Origin of the sequence: Sphaerisporangium perillae (assembly GCF_023276435.1) — a bacterium.
In the GTDB taxonomy this organism is placed as follows: Bacteria; Actinomycetota; Actinomycetes; order Streptosporangiales; family Streptosporangiaceae; genus Sphaerisporangium; species Sphaerisporangium perillae.
In genome coordinates this window covers 1-16,022 of sequence record NZ_JALLPO010000083.1, presented here as the reverse complement: position 1 = coordinate 16,022, position 16,022 = coordinate 1, and the positions used below count along the sequence as shown (strand labels likewise).

The window sequence follows — 16,022 nt, the reverse complement described above, 5'->3', positions numbered from 1 at the left end:
CTGCTCGGCCCGGTGCAACCGGCGGATCTCCGCCCAGTCCTCCACCTTGATCACCCTCCAGAGTGGACTGAAGGGGGTCAGTTTTCGGCCGTCGCCACAGGGTCAGTTTTCACCCGTCGTCGACACGTGAGGCATCTCTGATGTCACTCAGTTGGTCACTCACTGCCGCGATAGGACTCGAATCAGACTCTCCCCGTGTCGATCAGTTCAGGCTGATCCGGATGCGAGGTCAGGCCGGTCAACTGAGTCCAGACCCGTTCACACTGATTCACCGCGTGTGGCTCTCGACTTGGCTCCCCTTTGGGCGCTCAGCCAATCACGCTTCTGTATGTGATGCCGGGTGGCCTGCCCCGCGCTGTCAGCTTGGGAATCGGCTACTGATCTATCCCCTGTGACCTGGAAACGGGGATGCAGCTCAGCGGCAGTTGAGTGACCGTGAGTCCCCGTGAGACACCGCTGATCGCCGTTCAATCTGGCACGCATCTGGCACACGACTCATCAGCGGTTGGGCTAAATTGTTTCGTGGCGCGCTCGTTGTGTGAAACGCTGATCACGCTTGGTTCGTCGTAGGTGTCGGGGGATGCCGGTCGTTGTCTCTCACATCTGGGAGAGCCCATGTCGAGGCGGGCGAGTTATGGCAAGCCGCTCAATCGCGTGTTGGCGGTGGGGGCGTTCCTGATTGCCGGTGTCGGTGCGGGGATCGCTGGGGCGACCCAAGGCGGGCTGTCGCCGGGGCTGGGCGGGATCGTTGGCGGACTGGGCGGACTGGTCGGTTCGGTGATGGTCGATCGCCGCACTGAGCGCCAGGCCGTCGGGCGTGCGCTCAGAGAGCTTGTTCCGCAGCGGCTGGACATCACGGGGACATGGAACATGCCGTTGTCGTTCCTGCGGGCGCGGGGCTGCCCGGTGTTGTTCCGCGGCCGTACCGCTGAAGGGAACGCACTGGGCGAGTGGCTGGCCGATGAGCATGCTCCGGCGGTGTTCGTGGTGGACGGTCCGGCGGGGATCGGCAAAACCCGCCTGGTCATGGAGTTCGCCCGCCAGCGGGGCGAGCCGTGGGTATGCGGCTGGTTGCGCTCTGAGGACACGGCTCGGTTGGCGTCGGTCGCGAAGGACGCCGACCGGCCGGTGCTGGCGCTGGTCGATGACGCCGAGGAGCGTGATGATCTGATCGGGCTGCTGGCCGCGCTGGCCGCTGAGGGCGGCCCGCCGCCGGTCCGGCTGCTGGTGACCGTCCGGGATGCAGGGCTGTGGCTCAGGCAGATCAGCCGGAGCAGAGATGAGCAGGCCTCGTCAGTGGTGGAGTCGGCCCGCGTGTTGAGCTTGTCGCCGCAGGGGAGTGTCGACGATCGGGCTCGCTGGTTTTCCGAAGCCGTCGCGGCCTTCTCCATGACCCGCAACCCTAAGGTTGACCCTCCGCACGTGCCGGGCTATCTCCGCGGCCCCGGGCATGAGGAGAACGCACCGGTTGTACTGCTGGTGGCGCATGCCCTGGCAGTGTTCCTGGACGTGGCCAAGCAGGGTGGGCCTGTATCGGTGCGGGACAGTCCGTCGCTTGATGTGCTGCTGGGCCAGCTGTTGGCGGAGGAGAAGCTTTACTGGCACGCGGTCGCCGATCGTCCCGAGCATCGGTTGATGGTGTCGGAGCCCGCACGGGAACGTGCCATGGCCGCGCTGGTCCTGCTGGGAGCCGACAGCGAGGAAGAGGCCGTGGCTGTCCTTTCCCGGGTTCCCGATCTGCGGGATGTCGGTGCCGATGAACTGGGCAAGCTGGTGCGCTGGGCGAACGCGCTGTATCCAGGGCCGCGGCGGTTCACGCCCGCGCTGGGCCCGCAGCTGATCGCCGGGTGGTTCCTGGCCGACCAGCTGCGAACCTCACCAACGCTCCTTCGCGCCATGCGTACCGATCTGACCCGTGACCAGGCCGCTCACGCCCTTGGCTGGCTCGGCTATGCCGCCGATCACATGCCTCAGGGGGTGGCGGTTTTCCTGGATGTGGTGGCAAGTGATCTGTTCCATCTGGCGCCGGCGGCGGTCGCCGCCCTGTCGGGGTCGGCACGCACCCGCGGACAGTTGGAAGAGCAGCTGGGACACCTGATCGCTCAGGCACAATGGTCGGAAGAAGACCTCGACCGCCTGGAACTCGTCTTACCTCCTGGGCTGATGCGTGGGGTGCACGTCGGTGTCCGCTACGCGAGAGTCGACTACGTGCGCAGGAACGGCAGTCGCGCCGACCTGGCCGGCTCCTTGATCGACCTTGGTGTCTGGTTCTCGGGGCTGGGCCGCCCGGCCGACGCCCTACCCTCCGCCCTAGAAGCCCTCACCATCTGCCGTGAACTGGCCCAGGCCAACCCCGACCGCTACCGCCCCGACCTGGCCGACTCCCTGAGCAACCTCGGCGCCATGTTCTTGGAGCTGGGCCGCCCGGCCGACGCCCTGCCCCCCATCCAAGAAGCCCTCACCATCTGCCGTGAACTGGCCCAGGCCAACCCCGACCGCTACCGCCCCGACCTGGCCGACTCCCTGAGCAACCTCGGCGCCATGTTCTTGGGGCTGGGCCGCCCGGCCGACGCCCTGCCCTCCGCCCTAGAAGCCCTCACCATCTGCCGTGAACTGGCCCAGGCCAACCCCGGCCGCTACCGCCCCGACCTGGCCGGCTCCCTGAACAACCTCGGCGTCTTGTTCGCGGAGCTGGGCCGCCCGGCCGACGCCCTGCCCCCCACCCAAGAAGCCCTCACCATCCGCCGTGAACTGGCCCAGGCCAACCCCGACCGCTACCGCCCCGACCTGGCCGACTCCCTGAACAACCTCGGCGTCCGGTTCGCGGAGCTGGGCCGCCCGGCCGACGCCCTGCCCCCCACCCAAGAAGCCATCACCATCTACCGCGAACTGGCCCAGGCCAACCCCGACCGCTACCGGCCCGGGCTGGCCACCTCCCTGAGCAACCTCGGCAACTGGTTCTCGGGGCTGGGCCGCCCGGCCGACGCCCTGCTCCCCGCCCAAGAAGCCCTCACCATCCGCCGTGAACTGGCCCAGGCCAACCCCGACCGCTACCGCCCCGACCTGGCCGACTCCCTGAACAACCTCGGCAACCGGTTCGCGGAGTTGGGCCTCCCAGACGCCCTGCCCCCCACTCAAGAAGCCCTCACCATCCGCCGCGAACTGGCCCAGGCCAACCCCGACCGCTACCGCCCCGACCTGGCTGGCTCCCTGAACAACCTCGGCGCCATGTTCGCAAAGCTGGGCCTCCCAGCCGACGCCCTGCCCCCCACCCAAGAAGCCCTCACCATCCGCCGCGAACTGGCCCAGGCCAACCCCGACCGCCACCGCCCCGACCTGGCCGACTCCCTGAGCAACCTCGGCGCCATGTTCTTGGGGCTGGGCCGCCCGGCCGACGCCCTGCCCCCCACCCTAGAAGCCCTCACCATCTACCGGGCGCTCGCTCAGCAGGCCCCGAACAGATTCCGCCGGACCTATGAATCACTGGCGGGAAGGCTCACCGGATTGAGGATGGAAATTGAGAAGCCCTCGCGCCCTTCTCAATGATCAGATGCGGATCCGCCGGCGCCGGCGCGCCGATGGCTGCGTAGGCATGGCTACCCGTGAGCGCCCGCGCATCCATTCGTTGCCCCGGAAGTGAACTGGCGGCAGTTCACAGTGGTCGCACCGGGTGCAACCCGCTTTACGAATCACATGTCGTAGAAGTGATCGCGCGTGCTCGTGACCTGGGCTGTATCGTCAACCATCCTGATGACCTGGCGTTGGTCATCGCGGTGGTTCTCAACGTTTCGTATGTGATCACGGTGTCATGTGCCCTGGATGTGCCCTGCCCTTTATCAGAGCTCGGGTGACTCACCGTGGATCTCCTCCCACAGCCGGTCCGTCAGCTCGGCAAGCTGTTCGTGTGAAAGCTGGGGTGAGGTCCATCTCGCCCGGCGAATATGATCAACGAACTCGGTAGGGAGTGCCACACCGTACTCCCGAACGTAGTAGGAGAGATCGCGCGGCCATATCCACTCCCCGTCCGTGGCCACCTCCAAAGGGGCCACCCGCTTCTTCTCCGGATTGATCACGTCGTCAACCATGGAACCCGTGACCGCCAGCACAGAGGCGGTCATCAGATAGTCGGCAATCTGTCCCCGATCGAGGTAACGGCCCTGCCCTACCGCATCGACGAGAGATGGCCCGTCTGGTCGACCATGACGAAGCTCTCGGAAGTGACCTACTTCCCGCATCACCTCTCCCTGAATTCAGCTCGGCCCGGCAAACGCCTGCGGTGATCGAACTGTAGCGACGGGATGTGACAACCAGCTTGGAAGGCTTCGGACCGTGATCGCCTGACCAGGTACGGCCTAGGTCAGGTGCCATCTGGCTGTCCCCCTGAGTCCCCGTATTTCCCCTGAATCCCCGTGGTGACTGGCACGTGCGTGGCACCAGATCAGCGCCGCGTCCATGCGGGGCTCGTCTCTGGCGGTAGCCAGGCCGCCACACGGTTGACCGTTCCCGCTGGCGCTTGTTGCGCAGGAAGTGACGCCATGTGTTTGTGACCTGGGCCGTAGCGCCGACGACCCCGACAACCTGGCGTCATGCATCTCAATGGTTCTCGACGTTTCGCACGTGGTCACGAAGTCATGTGCCCTGAAAGTGCCCTGATCGCACATTGATCGCTTGGGAGAAGCGCCTACTGTCCGCGTGTCGCCGGCCAGCTCGGCCCTGATGCCAGGTTCAGTGTCTGCTTTCCTGCTGACCTCTGGGTGTGAAGCAACTGGAACGCGTATTTGTTCAGGGGACATAGTGCCGGTCACCTGCGCGAACATCCGTGAGAGTCCGCCAACGTTCGAGGCTGTCCGCCGCAGTTGTCACCCACTTGGTCACTCAGACTCTCGCGCTCGTTACTGGCGAAGCGGGCTCACTCCAGCGCTTCAGCCTCCTCTAACCTCCCCGACGCCCTCAGCAGACTCGCCAGGTTGTTCCGGCTGGTCAGCGTGGATGGGTGCTCCACACCCAGCACCCGCCGCCGCGCCTCCAGCACCGCCCGGTGCTCGGCCTCGGCCTCCTCCAACCGCCCAAGATCCCCCAGCACGCCCGCCAGGTTATTCCGGCTGGCCAGCGTGTCCGGGTGCTCCTCACCCAGCACCCGCCGCCACGTCTCCAGCACCGCCCGGTGCTCGGCCTCGGCCTCCTCCAACCGCCCAAGATCCCCCAGCACGCCCGCCAGGTTATTCCGGCTGGCCAGCGTGGATGGGTGCTCCTCACCCAGTACCCGCCGCCGTATCTTCAGCACCGCCTGGTGCTCGGCCTCGGCCTCCTCCAACCTCCCCAACGCTCCCAGCGCGAGCGCCAGGTTATTCCGGCTGGCCAGCGTGGATGGGTGCTCCACACCCAGTACCCGCCGGCACGTCTCCAGCACCGCCCGGTGCTCGGCCTCGGCCTCCTCCAACCGCCCAAGATCCCCCAGCACGCCCGCCAGGTTATTCCGGCTGGCCAGCGTGGATGGGTGCTCCACACCCAGCACCCGCCGCCACGTCTCCAGCACCGCCCGGTGCTCGGCCTCGGCCTCCTCCAACCTCCCCAACGCCCGCAGCACGCCCGCCAGGTTGTTCCGGCTGGTCAGCGTGTCCGGGTGCTCCTCACCCAGCACCCGTCGGCACGTCTCCAGCACCGCCTGGTGCTCGGCCTCGGCCTCCTCCAACCTCCCCAACGCCCGCAGCGCGCCCGCCAGGTTGTTCCGGCTGGTCAGCGTGGATGGGTGCTCCTCACCCAGTACCCGTCGGCACGTCTCCAGCACCGCCTGGTGCTCGGCCTCGGCCTCCTCCAACCTCCCCAACGCTCCCAGCGCGCCCGCCAGGTTGTTCCGGCTGGCCAGCGTGTCCGGGTGCTCCTCACCCAGTACCCGTCGGCACGTCTCCAGCTCCGCCCGGTGCTCGGCCTCGGCCTCCTCCAACCGCCCAAGATCCCCTAGCACGCCCGCCAGGTTGTTCCGGCTGGTCAGCGTGGATGGGTGCTCCTCACCCAGTACCCGCCGCCACGTCTCCAGCACTGCCTGGTGCTCGGCCTCGGCCTCCTGCAACCTCCCCAACGCTCCCAGCGCGAGCGCCAGGTTGTTCCGGCTGGTCAGCGTGTCCGGGTGCTCCTCACCCAGTACCCGCCGCCGTATCTTCAGCACCGCCCGGTGCTCGGCCTCGGCCTCCTCCAACCTCCCCAACGCTCCCAGCGCGCCCGCCAGGTTGCTCCGGCTGGTCAGCGTGTCCGGGTGCTCCTCACCCAGTACCCGCCGCCGTATCTTCAGCACCGCCCGGTGCTCGGCCTCGGCCTCCTCCAACCTCCCCAACGTCCGCAGCACGCCCGCCAGGTTGTTCCGGCTGGCCAGCGTGTCCGGGTGCTCCTCACCATCGTTGACGCGGCGGAGCTGAATCGCGTGCTGGAGCGCTTGCGTGGCGAGCTTGTAGCGTCCCTGTGCCCGCATCTGGCGAGCGATGGCATCGAGGTCTGGTGTGCGGGCATGGCCGATGATGGTCGTGATGGTCTGCTGGGGGACATGGGCGGTGGGGCCGACCTGCTGCTGATAGCGGTCGACCAGATAGTCGAACACCTCTATCTGTGCCCCGTCGTCGGCTGGTTGCAGCAGTGCGGTGGTGGAGCGGCGTTGCCGGGTCGCCCAGTCCCATGCCTGCTCCAGCGGTTCGGGCCGGAGCCGCTGCCCACCTCGGGCATCGAGATATCCATGATGCAGCTCTTCCAACAGGGCCTTGGGAAGGGCAGACAGATGCCCGGCGCGGCGGCAGTCGATCGCGGCGGCCACCAGCGCCGCTCCCCGAGGGTTACGGCCGACCTCCCAGGCGTTGTCATAGGCGTCTTGCAGATGCGGGCCTGCGGCCAGGTACTCGGCGATGCCGTATTCACCGCTGTAGTCCAACGCATCAGCGATCCGCTCATCCGACACATGCGCCCGGGTGCGCTCCAGCTCACCCGCGCTGAACAGCCGGCGTAGACGGATCTTGCAGGCTTGGCCGAGCATCTGGATGGCCTCATCGCCCAGCTTGCGCTTGGGATCCTCGGCATCGGAGGGCACTTGGGTGAGCTGGTCTTCTTCGGCGCTGCGTAACGTGGCCAGGATCACCTTGTGGCCCTTGCCGTCCCGGATACGGCTGATCTGCGCTGTGGTCATGGTGCCGGCTCGGATGTAGTGCTCCAGGTCATCCAGCCACAGCACCGCCCGCCGGGACTGGCTGATCCGCTCCACCAGGGCGGCCATCACATCCTTGCCGATGTTCTTGTCACCAGGGACGAACAACTCATGCGCCGGCAGCTCGGTGCGGATCGCCTCGAACGCCGTCCGTGACTTGCCGGCGGTGGAATCTCCCACCAGCACGACAAACCCGCCCCTGCGCAGCTGTTCGGCAAGCTCGGTATCGACGTCGCGCGGCACATAGGCCGGCACCCGGTCACCGGCCACCCGCCCGGACCCGGCAGCCGCCCCGTAGGCCGGAGCACTGGGATGCACACCCAGCCGCAGCGGATCGCTCATCTGACCGACCTTTGGCACCCGCCCCGACTTCAACAGCAGCAGCCCATCGGCGACCTTGAACCGCTGCTCATCACGACGCTGAACCAGCCGTTTGAACCGCTCCTGCCACATCCCGGCAGCCACCAGCGCCAGCGCAGCCACCAACGCCGCGCCCCCTGCAACCCACGGATCAGTGACCTTGAAAGCGGTCAGCACCGCGGGAACCGCCCCCACCAGCACCAACCAGCCGATCACCACAGCGATCCGGCTCCGCCCCATCCCACGCCTCCGGCCCACGCAAACCCGCCGAACCCACCCCCGCAGATCACAGGAAAACGCACATTGGCCAGCGCGTCCACCAATTCACCGCATCTCCCGTCACCCGCTTGTGGTCGGCGATCGTCCGGGCACGAACGGGCACAGCGCGCCTGCCCACACCCCCCTGACCCCGATAGCTGCGAAAGTGCGCGACTGCCGGCCGGACCGGGTCAACCGCGGCTTGGCGTGTTCCAGATTCCCGGTGACCTTCCACGCGCGCTGGTTGCCCTACGGTCACAGCCGTGGTTGACGCGGGCCGGGCGCCGCGCATAATCGGCAGCTCGGGGCAGGGGGGTGCCTTGCACCTTCCACGGTCACCGCAGCGCGTTCTCACCTCAGCACAGCGCGCCGGGACGTTCGCCTGATGACCTCGCGCTGCGTTTGGCGTGCCGGCGACTCGTTCCCCTGCCGGAATGCTGAGGCGGTGGACTACCGTACGGCTGGTTGGCGGCCCGTCCACTCGTCCGCGCCAGCCGTCCGGCGTGGTCTTAGCCGGCCGCCGGGAGCGCTAGCGGGAGGCGGCGGCGTTGCCGTGACGGCGGCGCGTGCGGCCCGGTTCGGGCCGCCTTGAAGACGTACAGAAAGTTCTCACAAGCCTTAGCTCAGGGCAGTGCCCGATCTCACATGATGCTTGACGCTTCGGCCCCGCCTGATGCGTTACATGATCACGACGAGGTTGACCAACCCAAGCTCTGCGTGGACTGGCCATCATGTCGCCCGGCGACACTTCCGCTCATGCCGATGAGCGGATACGCAGAAGCGCTCTTCACATTGACGGATAGTCTCCACAGAGATAATCTCCACGCAGTTCAATTGGCGTGAGGAGCAATCATGTGGGAGTACCAGCACAGCGTGGAGACGACCGCGACGCCGGAAGCCCTCTGGCGACACTGGTCGTCCATCGCGGAGTGGCCGCAATGGAACGCGGGCATTGAGAAGATCGACGTTGACGGCCCGTTCGCGGCCGGCACGGTGTTCACCATGACCCCGCCCGGGGACGATCCCCTCCAGATGCGCATAACAGAAGTCGTACCGGGGAAACTGTTCACCGACGAGATGGACGCGGGAGACTTCGTAGTGCGCACGGTGCACCTGCTGGAACCGGCGGCGACCGGCAAGACGCGGGTGGTCTATCGGACGGAGATCACCGGCCCCGCCGCCGACCAGGTCGGGCCGCAGCTCGGCCCCGCGATCACAGCCGACTTTCCCGATGTCCTCGCCGCCTTGGTGAAGCTCGCGGAGGGTTGAGCCATGCCGCTCGATCCGGACGACAGCCCAGGGTTACTGCTGTGGCATGTCACGCTGCGCTGGCAGCGTGACATTGCTGCAGTGCTGGCCCCGCTGGACCTGACCCATGTGCAGTTTGTGTTGTTGACCACCACCTGGTGGTTGAACTCTCAGGGTGAGGACCCCAACCAGCTCAGCGTGGCGAGGCAGGCCGGCACCGACGTGAAGATGACCTCCCAGGTACTGCGCAAGCTGGAAGCCAAGTCGCTGATCCGGCGTCAGGTCGATACGGCCGACACCCGGGCCAAACGTCTGCGGGTGACCGACCGCGGCGCGGAACTGGCCCGACAAGCCGTAACCGCCGTGGAGGCCACCGACGCCGCGTTCTTCCAATCCATCCCCGACCTCGCTGCACTACTGGCGATGCTGCGTCCACTCGCCAGCCGCGTTGACGACCGTTGACGAGATCCGGGGAGCATGCGGACATCCGGATCTGCCGCTGTGCGCTCATGCCGAAGAGAGAGCGTCCCTCCGAACACCTCGACCGAGCCTGACAGGCGCCGATCGACAGCCGGGCGTGGTAGCGGCCGATCCCGAGCCGGGGCACTGGCGCGACCGGGAAACCCGGCGCGCCGCCCAGCGAGAGCGCCAGCAGCCTCCACCCGCCGGTCTGCTGCCGTCCGGGGCGGTGGACGGTAAGGCCGTCCGCGGATTGATAGCGATTGACAAGCCACCGCACCTCAAATCTCCACCCAAAACAGTACAAATCGGACTTTAAGGACGTATCTTCTTAAAGGTGTCGACTCGATCCGCCAGCGGCGCCATGGACTGGCAGCACGAATGGCTCACGTCCCTCACTTCGACGGCGATGACCTGTGTCGTCACCATTCTGGTCGGCGCCCTGGTGGTCTGGCTGCTGACCCGCTACCTGCACTGGGGGCGGCAGTTCCGGCGACTCGCCTTTCCCTATCTCACGCCTGGGCATAGCTGGATCACCTGGCGACCGCTGCTCACTCTCCTGCTGCTGCTCTGGCTGACGGTCCTCGCGGTGCGCCTCGAAGTGCTGATCTCGTATGCGACGAACGGCCTCTTCACGGCGCTGCAGGAGCTGGACGCGAAGATGTTCTGGTTCTATGTCACCGTCTTCATGGTCCTCGCGGCGATCACCGTCTCCAGTGCACAGCTCGCGTATCTCATCACCCAGCGACTGTTCATCCATTGGCGGACCTGGCTCAACGACCACATGATCGCCGACTGGCTGGACGGGCACGCCTACCATCGGGGCCAGTTCGTGAGCTCCCCGGTCGACAATCCGGATCAGCGCATCGAGGAAGACGTCACGCAGTTCGTCGAGAACTCATACAACCTGTCGATCGGTGCGATCGGCGCCGCCTTGAGGTTGGTGTCGTTCACCGCCATTCTCTGGGGGCTGTCAGGACCGATGTCCGTCCTCGGCCACGAGGTACCGCGTGCGATGGTCTTCCTCGCCTACGCCTACGTGATCATGGCCTCGTTCCTCGCCTTCAGGATCGGTCGCCCGCTGATCCACTTGAACTTCCTGCGAGAGGGGCTCTCCGCCTCTTTCCGCTACGCCCTGGTCCGCCTGCGGGACAACTCCGAGAGCATCGCCTTCTACGGTGGCGAGAATGTCGAGCGGACGGCGCTGTCGGCCAGGTTCTCCAGTGTCATGGGAAACACGTGGGCGATCACCAAGCGGTCCCTGAAGCTTCAGGCGTTCAACGACGCGGTCACCCAGATCTCGGTCGTGTTCCCCTTCATCATCCAGGTGCCGCGCTTCCTCAGCGGGACGATCTCACTCGGTGACATCACCCAGACCGCCGACGCTTTCAGCCAGGTGCACGACTCGTTGTCCTTCTTCAGGAACTCCTACGACTCCTTCGCCACCTACCGAGCGACGCTGAACCGGCTGACGGCGCTGATGGACGCGAACAAGGAGTCGCGCGACCTGTCGTCGCCGGCCTTCGCGCATCGTCCCGACGCGCTGGAGATCGAGGGCCTGAGGGTATGGCGTCCCGACAGGCAACCGCTGATCGAAGGCCTGACGCTGAGCATGAGCCCAGGGCAAGCACTGCTGGTCAGGGGAGCCTCGGGGAGCGGGAAGACCACGTTGCTGCGCAGCCTGGCCAGTCTCTGGCCGCACGCCCATGGCACCGTCCGCCGGCCCACCGGAGCTCACACGCTCTTCCTGTCGCAGCAGCCGTATCTGCCCCTGGGAAGCCTGCGTACTGCGCTGGCCTACCCCGATCCTGCGCACCGGATCGGCGACGAGCAGGCGTGCGAGGCGTTGCGTTGGGTACAGCTCGGCCACCTGGAGGATCAGATCGACGATGAGGCCCATTGGTCCCGCATCCTGTCTCCCGGCGAGCAGCAGCGCCTCGGTTTCGCCAGGGTCCTGCTGAAGCGGCCCCGCCTGGCCTTCCTCGACGAGGCGACCTCCGCCGTCGACGAAGGTCTCGAACACGCGTTGTACAGCTTGATCCGCGATCGCCTGCCCCAGTGCATTCTCGTCAGCGTCGGCCATCGCAGCACGTTGAACGCCTTCCACACCCACCACCTGGAACTGCTCGGTGCGGGACGCTGGGGCATGGCGCAGGGAGGCGGGTAGGCCCTACCCGCCTCTGATCGAGGAGCGGATGTTCAGCTCTATCGGATGGATGCGCTCGGTTCCCGGCGCATGGCGGGGCTGTCGACGCAGGAGGCGAGCAGCAGGTCATGGCCCACATGCCGCCCCTTCTCCCGCAGCAACGTCCTGACATGCCGCGCGCAGCGAACTCGTTGGTTCGCCGGCTGGTTAGACATCGACGGCCAGGCGGGCCGTCACCATGTCGCCTACCTCAAGCCCTTCGGCCTTCCGCACCCACGCCTTCACCGGCACGAGGTACCGCCCATCTTTCGGGAACAGCGATGTCTTCCACCCGGTTCCCCCGATCTGCGCCGTGACCGGAATCATGCCCCAGCCATAGGTTACGAGGGCAGACGTCGCTTTCAGCTCACCGCACTCCTGTTCGGGAACGGTGATGAAGTGCCACGGCGCCGGGCCTTTCCAGAACCACATCTCGCCGCTGAATTCCAGGTTCATTCGGTCAGGATAGGAGCCGACCAGTTCCAGCAGACGCGCTCACGTGTCCAGTTGACCGGCACTCGCGGCCGTGTTCGACATCCGCTCATGCCGCTGGCCGGTCGATACGCTGTGGCATGAGGAGGTCGCATGGATTCAGGCGGTTCCTACGTCGTACATCCGATCGAGTGGGTGGAGTCTTCGCTGGTGGCGCGCGATGCGGCACCCAAGCAGGGTGATGAAGGGGCGCCGGATGCCTGGTTGGTGTTCGAGCCTGAGGTGGGTGAAGGGCTGCGCGGTCTTCAGGTCGGCGCCGAGGTGATCGTTTTGACCTGGCTTGATCGAGCACGTCGGGACGTGCTGGTGGTTCATCCGCGGGGAGATCTGACCCGGCCGGAAACGGGGGTGTTCAATACACGGTCCCCTGATCGCCCTAATCCGGTGGGGTTGCACCGGGTGATGATCGTGTCGACCGAAGGCGGCAGGGTGCTGGTGCGCAACCTGGAGGCCCTGGACGGAACACCGATCGTGGACGTGAAGCCAGTGCTCGACCGCGACACCGAACGCTGATCGGTCCGGTCTGGACCGACAGTCGCCCTGATCTGCCGATGAGCGATCGTCGTTGCTTCAGACTTCTGCTGCCCATGATCGGGCGGTTGGGTCGCGCGAAAAGACCGAGTATTGACGGCGCAGATCGTGTCAGGATGTTCGGCATGTCTGGTCGCGCACTGAGCTTCGGAGTGGTGGCGGAAGCATACGAACGGTTCCGGCCGGGGTATCCCGTTGAGCTTTTCGACATGGTGATGACGTACGCGGGTCAGCCGGTTCGGACTGCCCTCGAGATTGGCGCTGGGACAGGCAAAGCAACCTGTCTGTTCGCTCAACGGGGGGTCACGGTCACCGCGACCGAGCCTGACGGGGCCATGCTCGCCGAGCTGCGTAAGCACGTGCCAGTAAACGTCAAGACCGTGCAAGCCGCGTTCGAGGACTTGCGACCGGGCGAGAGCTACGGGCTGGTTTATGCGGCAGCGGCGCTGCATTGGACGAACCCGGAGGGTCGGTGGTCGCGCATGGCCGCGCTGCTGGAGCCGTGTGGCGTGTTTGCCTCGTTCGGTGGACCAGTCCAGCTGGCTGACCCGGCTGTGGAGGAAGCTGTTCGCGCGGCCCGGGCACCGTTTTTGGAGAGCGACGAGGTTCCGTCTCCGGATGGGACGCCTCCGGGACATGACATGCAGTGGCCGGGTACGGAGCTCCAACGGTCTGAGTGGTTCGCCGATGTTCAGCAGTCCGTGATCGAGCGGCGCTTGACGATGAGTGCTCGCGACTACGTTGGCCATCTCTCGACCGTCTCGGCTTATCTCGGATTGCCGACCTCGGAGCAAGAGCAGGTATATAGCCGGATCATGCGGGTTCTGCCTGAGACGGTCGAGATTGCCGCCGACATCACCGTCCATCTCGCGCGTCGGCGCTGCGAGCAGTAGTGCCTCGATAATCAGATGTCCGCCCCTGCCAACGGTCATCCGGACATGCCGCGAGTCGCGGCACGACTCTGGATTGATCATGTCAAGCATCAACCGAAGCAGGACACCTAGCTCAGGGCAGGACGCCGAACCGTTCCGCTAGGTCCCGAAGTTCCGGACGGGGGCGGCCACCCGATAGCTGGATGAGGTCGCGGGCGACGTCCCGGGCGACGTTGTGCGTGCGGGTTTGCTCGGGGGTAAGACGTTCGGCCTCTTCGAGGGAGTGGAGGGCTTCGCCGATCTGGCGGCGCATGGCTTGGGCCTGTGCCAGGTCGATGAGGAACCGTGCTTGCCGCTCGGGGGACATGTGCGATGTGTCCACGTCTTGGGCGAGGTCAAGGGCCTGTCCGGCGTCCCCCAGCTCTACGGCGATGGCTACGGCGTGAATTGCGACGTTGGTAGGGCCGAACTCGGTGCCGTAATCGTTGCGATCTTCGCCGATCCGTTCGGCGGTTTCACGGGCGGCGTTGAGGTGCTTGTGCGCCTGGGCTCGCTCATTGTCCCGGGCTGCTGCAATGGCCAACACGAGCTGAAAGGCGCCGTAGAGCGACAGGGCCTCGGCTGAGGGGTCGGTGCGAATGCGCGACTCCAGAGCCTGGCCGGCTGTTGATCCGACCTGATACGCCTGCGTCGTCTGGCGCAAGCTCAGGAAGACGTGCGCCATTCGAAACAGGCTGGCGGCGACGGCCAATGGCCAATCGAGTGATTCGGCGATGAACGCGGCTCGATCTGCCGCGATCCATGCCGCGTCGTTCTCTCCCAGCTTGGACAGCATGGCGGCGGCTGCCTGATAGGTGTCGGCAAGCTGCTCGCGTGCGTCGGTTTTGAGCTGATCGTCGGGCGCAAGCCGTACGGCAAGCTCAAGATCGGAGATCAGTTCTGCGAGTACTGGGGCAAGCTCGGTGTAGCGGCTGCCGTGGACCATGTCCCAGACCGGGGCCTTGCGCTCGTGCAGCTCGGTGATGCGCTCGTGAGTGACGGCGGGCCTGTCGGTGCCGATGACGACCCGGGCCGCTGGGTGGCCGGTCAGTGCGAGCCTGAGCGTGTCGAACGCCTCGGGCCGTTCCTCGGTCGCCGTGGGTTCGTCCTCGGCGGTTCCACGGATCTCCGCGACCGAGACGCTGAGGACGTCGGCGAGCTTCTGGAGGACCGAGAGTCGGTCAACCGGGCGTACTCCACGTTCGACCTGAGACACCCAGCTCTCGGACCGGCCCACGAGGCCGGCGAATTCGACTTGAGACAGGCCAAGTCGCTTGCGGTGGTACGCGATGCGCTCACCGATGAGTTGCGCGTCAGGCATCAGTGGTGATCGCTCCGTTCGGCTTGCCGTCGACGAGTGCCAGGAAGTCCACGCGGAGGTCTTGGAGCAGGGACTCGCGAGCGGTCAGGAAGTGCCGAACGTGGTCTTGCTTCTCGTGCTCCTCGAACGCGGCGCGGTCGCGGTACAGCTCGTAGAAGATCCGCTCATTGGGTGTGCCTTCTACTTCGTGGCAGGTGTAGATCAATGTTCCGGGCTCTTGCGTCCGGATCTGCGCGACAGTTCGCGCGGTGAGTTCGTCGAACTCCGCTTCTGCCCCTGGACGCACCGTGAAGCGCACTACCAGTGCGAACGGCTTCGCGTCGTCGGCCATGTCTAGCTCCTGGTGTTGGTGGATCTCATCCGTTACTCACCTTAGGCCGGACCGCACTTCAAGTACCAGAATGCGATACCCGCATTTTATTTGCGGGTCGTGCTTGACTAAGCCTCGACCCGCACTCAAAATGCTAGTAGCCGCACTCGACGTACGGCATAGGGAAGTGGCACCGAGAGGCGGTGCGCCCTAGATCGAAGGGAAGGGCTCATGAAGCTCTACGTGGACACGAGCAACAAGCAGGTGACGGTGTCGAAGGGAGCGGTCGAGAAGACCGACCAGAACGGTCGTCAGAAGTCCGAGCGCGACACTGGCCGGCCGATGTGGTCGACGCAGGTGTTCATCCTGGACGAGGACGGAGGCGAAGTCATCACTGTCACTACGGCCGGTGAACGGCCCGAGGTGAAGGTGGGACAGGTCGTCTCTCTCGCCAAGCTGGAGGCCCTGCCCTGGGCGACCAACGGGCGTAACGGCGTTGCGTTTCGCGCGGCGGAGATCAAGACGGCGACGGTTTCGGCGGTCAAGTCCGCCTGACCGAAGCTTCACGACGCTCACGGTCCACCTGAGGTGTCCCTCACGTGATGTCGCGCGGAGGAATCTCCGTCGCATCACTCCAGGCCGATGGCCTGTGCATTCTCTGAGCGCATGTTCCGGGCGCGCCTACCCGCAAAGACAGGACGCGCCCGGTCCTCGTCCAAGAGGAGGAATCAGCATGTCATGTTCGCCTACCCGTAGCCAGT

Annotated in this window: 12 protein-coding genes; 7 read left to right on the top strand and 5 right to left on the bottom strand. The window is 66.0% G+C overall.

Features of this window, described 5'->3' with window-relative positions; translation table 11 throughout:
- Positions 1–615 precede the first annotated feature (615 nt).
- Positions 616–3,546 (top strand): tetratricopeptide repeat protein, encoded by a 2,931-nt coding sequence (locus MYF83_RS43515; RefSeq protein WP_279340778.1) that lies wholly within the window; start codon positions 616–618, stop codon positions 3,544–3,546.
- A 290-nt stretch (positions 3,547–3,836) separates the two neighbouring features.
- Here MYF83_RS43515 and MYF83_RS41590 read toward each other — a convergent pair whose 3' ends face one another.
- Together MYF83_RS41590 and MYF83_RS44095 are read right to left on the bottom strand one after the other, a co-directional pair.
- Positions 3,837–4,235: a hypothetical protein gene (locus tag MYF83_RS41590; protein ID WP_248966332.1), complete on the bottom strand. Its 399-nt coding sequence runs from the start codon at positions 4,233–4,235 to the stop codon at positions 3,837–3,839.
- Positions 4,236–4,909: 674 nt separating this feature from the next.
- Positions 4,910–7,762 carry a tetratricopeptide repeat protein gene (locus tag MYF83_RS44095; RefSeq protein ID WP_248966331.1) on the bottom strand — a complete coding sequence of 951 codons (2,853 nt, stop codon included), beginning with the start codon at positions 7,760–7,762 and terminating at the stop codon, positions 4,910–4,912.
- 894 nt (positions 7,763–8,656) lie between these two features.
- On the opposite strand from MYF83_RS44095, the gene MYF83_RS41580 reads away from it, so the two are divergent.
- The 3 genes from MYF83_RS41580 (at position 8,657) to MYF83_RS41570 (ending at position 11,678) form a co-directional block, all read left to right on the top strand.
- Entirely contained in the window at positions 8,657–9,073 is a 417-nt protein-coding gene (locus MYF83_RS41580; protein ID WP_248966330.1) for an SRPBCC family protein, read from the top strand.
- Between the two features lie 3 nt (positions 9,074–9,076).
- On the top strand, positions 9,077–9,514 hold the full coding sequence (locus MYF83_RS41575; protein ID WP_248966329.1) for a MarR family winged helix-turn-helix transcriptional regulator: 438 nt from the start codon (positions 9,077–9,079) through the stop codon (positions 9,512–9,514).
- Positions 9,515–9,848: 334 nt separating this feature from the next.
- The gene (locus MYF83_RS41570; RefSeq protein WP_248966328.1) at positions 9,849–11,678 is read left to right on the top strand and encodes an ABC transporter ATP-binding protein/permease; all 1,830 of its coding nucleotides are present in this window, start codon (positions 9,849–9,851) and stop codon (positions 11,676–11,678) included.
- A gap of 186 nt (positions 11,679–11,864) precedes the next feature.
- Here the strand turns inward: MYF83_RS41570 and MYF83_RS41565 are convergent, their stop codons facing one another.
- Positions 11,865–12,152 (bottom strand): DUF1905 domain-containing protein, encoded by a 288-nt coding sequence (locus MYF83_RS41565; protein ID WP_248966327.1) that lies wholly within the window; start codon positions 12,150–12,152, stop codon positions 11,865–11,867.
- Positions 12,153–12,281: 129 nt separating this feature from the next.
- On the opposite strand from MYF83_RS41565, the gene tsaA reads away from it, so the two are divergent.
- A complete protein-coding gene (gene tsaA, locus MYF83_RS41560) occupies positions 12,282–12,701 on the top strand; it encodes a tRNA (N6-threonylcarbamoyladenosine(37)-N6)-methyltransferase TrmO (RefSeq protein WP_248966326.1) in 420 nt (139 codons plus the stop codon).
- A 38-nt stretch (positions 12,702–12,739) separates the two neighbouring features.
- The gene (locus MYF83_RS41555; protein WP_248966325.1) at positions 12,740–13,612 is read left to right on the top strand and encodes a class I SAM-dependent methyltransferase; all 873 of its coding nucleotides are present in this window, start codon (positions 12,740–12,742) and stop codon (positions 13,610–13,612) included.
- A 112-nt stretch (positions 13,613–13,724) separates the two neighbouring features.
- On the opposite strand, the gene MYF83_RS41550 is transcribed toward MYF83_RS41555, so the two are convergent.
- Entirely contained in the window at positions 13,725–14,951 is a 1,227-nt protein-coding gene (locus MYF83_RS41550) for a helix-turn-helix domain-containing protein (RefSeq protein WP_248966323.1), read from the bottom strand.
- Positions 14,944–15,282 (bottom strand): putative quinol monooxygenase, encoded by a 339-nt coding sequence (locus MYF83_RS41545; RefSeq protein ID WP_248966322.1) that lies wholly within the window; start codon positions 15,280–15,282, stop codon positions 14,944–14,946. Before MYF83_RS41545 ends, MYF83_RS41550 begins: the two co-directional genes overlap by 8 nt.
- Before the next feature lie 210 nt (positions 15,283–15,492).
- Between MYF83_RS41545 and MYF83_RS41540 the strand changes: the two genes are divergently transcribed.
- On the top strand, positions 15,493–15,816 hold the full coding sequence (locus tag MYF83_RS41540) for a hypothetical protein (protein ID WP_248966321.1): 324 nt from the start codon (positions 15,493–15,495) through the stop codon (positions 15,814–15,816).
- Positions 15,817–16,022 lie beyond the last annotated feature (206 nt).

Coding starts and splice junctions, on each gene's coding strand:
- MYF83_RS41590 (WP_248966332.1), bottom strand. CDS start 4,235: ATGCGGGAAGTAGGTCACTTCCGAGAGCTTCGTCATGGTCGACCAGAC.
- MYF83_RS41555 (WP_248966325.1), top strand. CDS start 12,740: ATGAGCGATCGTCGTTGCTTCAGACTTCTGCTGCCCATGATCGGGCGG.
- MYF83_RS41545 (WP_248966322.1), bottom strand. CDS start 15,282: ATGGCCGACGACGCGAAGCCGTTCGCACTGGTAGTGCGCTTCACGGTG.
- MYF83_RS41575 (WP_248966329.1), top strand. CDS start 9,077: ATGCCGCTCGATCCGGACGACAGCCCAGGGTTACTGCTGTGGCATGTC.
- MYF83_RS43515 (WP_279340778.1), top strand. CDS start 616: ATGTCGAGGCGGGCGAGTTATGGCAAGCCGCTCAATCGCGTGTTGGCG.
- tsaA (WP_248966326.1), top strand. CDS start 12,282: ATGGATTCAGGCGGTTCCTACGTCGTACATCCGATCGAGTGGGTGGAG.
- MYF83_RS41565 (WP_248966327.1), bottom strand. CDS start 12,152: ATGAACCTGGAATTCAGCGGCGAGATGTGGTTCTGGAAAGGCCCGGCG.
- MYF83_RS41550 (WP_248966323.1), bottom strand. CDS start 14,951: ATGCCTGACGCGCAACTCATCGGTGAGCGCATCGCGTACCACCGCAAG.
- MYF83_RS41540 (WP_248966321.1), top strand. CDS start 15,493: ATGAAGCTCTACGTGGACACGAGCAACAAGCAGGTGACGGTGTCGAAG.
- MYF83_RS41580 (WP_248966330.1), top strand. CDS start 8,657: ATGTGGGAGTACCAGCACAGCGTGGAGACGACCGCGACGCCGGAAGCC.